The organism is Achromobacter sp., assembly GCF_036567245.1.
Taxonomy (GTDB): Bacteria; Pseudomonadota; Gammaproteobacteria; order Burkholderiales; family Burkholderiaceae_B; genus Achromobacter.
The window spans coordinates 1-5,029 of the sequence record NZ_DATCUY010000508.1 but is presented as its reverse complement, the minus strand read 5'-3'; the positions used below and the strand labels follow the sequence as shown (position 1 = coordinate 5,029).

Below are 5,029 nucleotides of genomic sequence, written 5' to 3'. Positions count from 1 at the left end.
CGCATTTCCCGCCAGTGCGCCACGCTGGGGCGCCTGGCCGGGCACCTGCCGGTGCACGGCAGCGACGCGGCGGCCCAGACCGCGGCGGCCAGCGTCCTGCGCTATTTCGATACCGCGGCTGCGCATCACCACGAGGACGAGGAAGAGGACCTGTTCCCGGCCCTGATCGAGTCCATGGCCGGCTCCGACGCCGTCTGCCTGCATGCGCTGGTGGACGGCCTGGTTGCCGAGCACCGACAGCTGGCGCTGCGCTGGGAACCCTTGCGCCAGGCGCTTGCCGAAATCGCGGCGGGCCGCCAGGCCGATCTGCCCGCGAGTCAGATCCAGGATTTCACCGACGCCTACGCCGCGCATATCCAGCGCGAAGAGAGCGAATTGCTGCCGATGGCGGCGCGGCTGATTCCGGACGACGCGTTGGCCGCCATCGGGCAGGCCATGAAGGCGCGGCGCGGCGGCGAGGCGGGCTGACGTCCCGGCGCTGCCGGGATTGGCGCTACGATGGCCGCAGCCGGCGCACGGCGCGCCGGGTTTCCACCTACGCTCCCGCCATGAACAGAAACGCCCGTTTCCGCCAGAAATTGCAGGATCCCGCCTTGATGCATGCCATGTCGGCGCACAACCCGCTGTCCGCCAGGCTGGCGGCCGAGGCCGGGTTCGACGCCATCTGGGGCAGCGGCTTCGAGTTGTCGGCCAGCCACGCGGTGCCCGACGCCAATATTCTTTCGCCTTCGCAGCACCTGGAGATGATGCGCGCGATCGCCGCCGCGGTGGACGTGCCCGTCATCGCGGATATCGACACCGGATTCGGCAATGCGATCAACGTCTCCTACATGGTGCCGCAGTACGAGGCGGCCGGCGTGTCGGCGGTGGTGATGGAGGACAAGACCTTTCCCAAGGACACCAGCCTGCGCGCTTCCGGCAGGCAAGAGCTGGTGCGGGTCGAGGAGTTCCAGGGCAAGATCGAAGCCGCCTGTGGCGCCCGCCGCGATGCGGATTTCTGCGTGATAGCCCGGACCGAGGCCCTGATCGCCGGCGCCGGCGAACAGGAGGCGCTGGCCCGCGCCCGAGCCTATGAAGCCGCCGGCGCGGACGCCATCCTGATCCATTCCAAACAGAGCGCGCCCGACGAGATCCTGTCCTTCGTGGCCGCATGGCAAGGCCGTGCGCCGCTGGTGCTGGTGCCCACCGCCTATCCCCAGTTGCGCGAATCCGATATCCAGGCGCTGGGCAAGGTGGGCCTGGTGATCTATGGCAACCACGCCATCCGCGCCGCGGTGGGGGCGATGCGGGACGTGTTCGCCCGTATCCGCCGCGATGGCGGCATCCACCAGGTGGACGCCGGCCTGCCGACGGTCAAGGAGATCATCGCGCTGCAGGGCGATGCCCGCATGCGGGAGCTGGAACGCCGCTACCTGAAGTAGACGGGGCGCGTTGCGCGCGGGGGGCGCTAGCGTTTACGCTAGATGGTCCGCCGCAGGCTCTGTGCGCCGCAGGCGGGCCGATCAGAAAGCAGATGCCAAGGGACAAGAAAGAATGATGCAGGGGGGGATGAGCGTCGCGCGCCGGTTGTTCGGCTCGTGGGTGGATGAGGTCAATGCGCGGACCTTGCGCGCGGATGCGACGGCGGGACTGCTGGGCGCCTTGCTGGTGCTGCCGCAGGGCGTCGCCTTCGCCATGCTGGCGGGCCTGCCGCCCGAGTACGGCCTGTATTCCGCCATCGTGCCCTGTATCGTCGCGGCGCTGTTCGGGTCCAGCCGCCACGTCATGTCAGGCCCGACCAACGCCAACTCGCTGGCGCTCTATGCGGTGCTGACGCCGCTGGCGGTCGCCGGCAGCCAGGGCTACATCCAACTGGCGCTGGCGGTGACCGTGCTGGTGGGCTTGATGCAATGGCTGGTGGGCACGCTCAGGCTGGGATCGCTGGCGCATTTCATTTCGCCTTCGGCGCTGTTCGGCTTCACCAGCGGCGCGGCCCTGCTGATTGCCGTGCATGCGCTGAAGGACGCGCTGGGCATGCCTGCGCCGGACGCGCACGGCGCGGGCGCCTTGCTGGCAAGCCTGGCTACGAATATCGCGCAGGTGCATTGGGGCTCCTTGCTGGTGACGCTCACGACGCTGGCCGTGGCGCTGCTGCTGCGGCGGCTGGACAAGCGCAAGCCCTATATGTTGGCGGGATTGGCCGCAGGGGCGCTGGCGGCCGCCGGGTTCAACGCGATGACCGAGGGCGCGCCGGTGTCTGTGCTGGGCGCGCTGGCGCAACCCTGGCCGCCTTTCCATATCCCCAGCGTGGACTGGCGCGCGCTGCCCGAGTTGCTTAGCGTGGCCTTCGCGCTGACCATCGTGGCGCTGGCGCAGTCCATTTCCATCGCCAAGGCGGTGGCTACGCGTTCAGGCCAGCGCATCGACGCCAATCGCGAGTTCGTGGGGCAGGGGCTGTCCAATATCGTGGGCGGCTTTTTCTCCTGCTATCTGTCCTGCGGGTCGCTCAACCGTTCCATTCCCAATTACGAGGCCGGCGCCAAGACGCCGCTGGCGTCCGTGTTTTCCGCTACGCTGCTGGTGGCGCTGGTGGCCTTGTCGGCGCCGCTGCTGGCGATGATTCCGCATGCCGCGATCTCCGGGCTGCTGCTGCTGGTGGCCTGGACCCTGTTCGACATTCCGCGCTGGCGCCAGCTTGTCCGCACCCAGCGCGGCGAAGCCATCATCGCCGCCGCCACCCTGGCCGCCACCATCACCATACGCATGGAAGTGGCGATTTTGCTGGGCACGGTGCTGTCGCTGATGGTCTATCTGCATCGCACCTCGCGCCCCGCGATGCGCACCATGGGCTTCGATTCGCGCGGCCTGGAGCGGCGCTTCGTGGTGCTGGAGCATCAGCAGGATGCCCTGCCGGAATGCCCGCAGCTGAAGCTGCTGCGCATGGAAGGCTCGGTCTATTTCGGCGCCGCCACGCACGTGGCGCAGCGTTTGCACGAATTGCGCGCGGCACCCGGGGCACCGCGCCATCTGCTGGTCATGGCCAAGAGCATGAACTTCATCGACATGGCCGGCGCGCAGGTCTGGGAAGACGAGCTGGCCGCCAGGCGGGCCATGGGCGGCGACCTGTATTTCCACCGCCCCCGGCCGGAAGTGCTGGACATGTGGCGCCGCACCGGATTTCTGGGGCGCCTGGGCGAGGACCACATCTTTCCCGACAAGGCGACGGCGCTGCATACGATCTACGCCAAACTGGACCGTGGTATCTGTGAGGGATGCCAGGCCAAGATATTTTGGGAATGCCAGCCCAACGGGCTGAGGAACGACTGAGGCTGCGGGCCGGGGTTCAGGCCGGCTGCGGCGTTTCCGTGCCCAGATAGGCGGCGCGGACCCGTTCGTCGGCCGCAATCTGCGCGGGTTCGCCTTCGGCCAGCAGGCTGCCGCGCACCAGCACCGCGATGCGGTCGGCATGCTTGAAGACCACGTCCAGACTGTGTTCGGTGAAGAGGACCGCGATGCGCTGCGTATCGGCCAGCGTGCGCGTCAACCGCATCAACGCGTGGCGTTCGTTGGTGGCCATGCCCGCGGTGGGCTCGTCCATCAGCAAGAGGCGCGGCTGGTGCGCCAGCGCCATCGCCAGCTCGACCCGCTTGACGTCGCCATAGGCCAGCGTGCCGCAATGCTCCTCCGACTTGTCCGCCATCTGCACCTGCGACAGCAGCGACATGGCTTCCTCGGCCGCATGCCGGGTGGCCCGGCGCCAGGGGTTCAGCAGCAACCGGTCGCGCGACAGCAGCGCCGTCTGCACGTTTTCGCGCACTGTCATGGAGCGGAAGGTGGCGGCGGTCTGGAAGGTACGGCCCACGCCCAGCCGGCAGATCTTGCCGGCCGACAGGCCCACCAGTTCGCGGCCGTCCAGCAGGATCGAACCGGAGTCGGGCCGCAGTTGGCCTCCCAGCGCATTGAAGCAGGTGGATTTGCCCGCGCCGTTGGGGCCGATCAGCGCCAGCATCCGGCCCGCTTCGAGCGTGAAGGACACGCCCGCCAGCGCGTCGATGCCGCCGAACGATTTGCGTAGGTCGCGGACTTGCAGCAAGGGGGCGGTATTCATGCGCGCCTCCGGGTCCAGCGGGCGGCCAGGCGGGCGGCGGCGCCGGCCAGGCCCTCGGGAAAGGCCATCACCAGGGCCAGGATGGCCAGCCCCAGCACCGCGTGCCAGTATTCAGTGCTGCGAGCGGCAACGTCCTGCAGCCAGGTGTAGGATGCCGCGCCCACCAGCGGGCCGGCCAGCGTCTGCAAACCGCCCAGCAGCACCATGACCAATCCGTCCACCGAACGGCTCACGGCCAGCGTGTCGGGAGCGATGCTGCCCTTGGAGAACGCGTAGAGCGAGCCCGCCAGGCCCGCGGCGAAAGATGCGGCCACGAAGCCCGCCCATTGCACGCGCCGCGCGTCCATGCCCAGCGCTTCGGCGCGCAAGGAAGAGTCGCGCACGCCGCGCAGGGCGTAGCCCAGCGGTGAGAACGCCAGGCGGCGCAGCCAGGCGATGCCGGCGACGCAGAGCGCCAGCGTGAGGTAATAGAACCAGGGGCCCTGGGTGAGCCAGGCCGACGGCCACAAGCCGATCAGGCCGTTGCTGCCGCCGGTCACGTCATCCCATTGATAGGCCAGCGCCCAGAGGATCTGCGCCACCGCCAAGGTCAGCATGGCCAGGTACACGCCCGACAGGCGCACGCAGAACCAGCCGAACAGCAGCGCGCCCAGCGCCGCGGCGAAGGGGCCTAGCAATAGCGCCGCTTCCATCGGCACGGCTGCCAGCTTCAGGAGCAGCGCGGCGCCGTAGGCGCCCAGGCCGAACCAGGCCGCATGGCCGAACGAGGTCATGCCGGCCAGTCCGGTCAGGAAATGCAGGCTGGTGGCAAACAGCGCGGCGATCAGGATTTCGGTCAGCAGGATGCCCAGATAGGGGTTGTACGCGGCCGCCACGGGCGCCAGCGCCAGCAGCGCCAGCAGCAGGCCGTAGGCCAACCGCAGGCGGCGGCCCGCCGGAGCG

General features: G+C 69.0%; 5 protein-coding genes. 3 read left to right on the top strand and 2 right to left on the bottom strand.

The window, feature by feature from the left end; translation table 11 throughout:
* The 3 genes from VIR09_RS21475 to VIR09_RS21465 all read left to right on the top strand — a co-directional run.
* Nucleotides 1–468 (top strand): hemerythrin domain-containing protein (locus VIR09_RS21475; RefSeq protein WP_332014689.1); only part of this gene is annotated, 468 nt, incomplete at its 5' end.
* A gap of 80 nt (nt 469–548) precedes the next feature.
* Nucleotides 549–1,421, top strand: a complete 873-nt coding sequence (locus VIR09_RS21470) for a phosphonopyruvate hydrolase (RefSeq protein ID WP_332014688.1) — start codon at nt 549–551, stop codon at nt 1,419–1,421.
* Between the two features lie 127 nt (nt 1,422–1,548).
* A complete protein-coding gene (locus VIR09_RS21465; RefSeq protein WP_332014687.1) occupies nt 1,549–3,306 on the top strand; it encodes a SulP family inorganic anion transporter in 1,758 nt (585 codons plus the stop codon).
* Nucleotides 3,307–3,322: 16 nt separating this feature from the next.
* Here the strand turns inward: VIR09_RS21465 and VIR09_RS21460 are convergent, their stop codons facing one another.
* Together VIR09_RS21460 and VIR09_RS21455 are read right to left on the bottom strand one after the other, a co-directional pair.
* Nucleotides 3,323–4,087, bottom strand: a complete 765-nt coding sequence (locus tag VIR09_RS21460) for an ABC transporter ATP-binding protein (protein WP_332014686.1) — start codon at nt 4,085–4,087, stop codon at nt 3,323–3,325.
* Nucleotides 4,084–5,029, bottom strand: a 946-nt coding sequence (locus VIR09_RS21455) for a branched-chain amino acid ABC transporter permease (RefSeq protein ID WP_332014685.1), incomplete at its 5' end; no start/stop codon positions are given. The genes VIR09_RS21460 and VIR09_RS21455, both read right to left, overlap by 4 nt.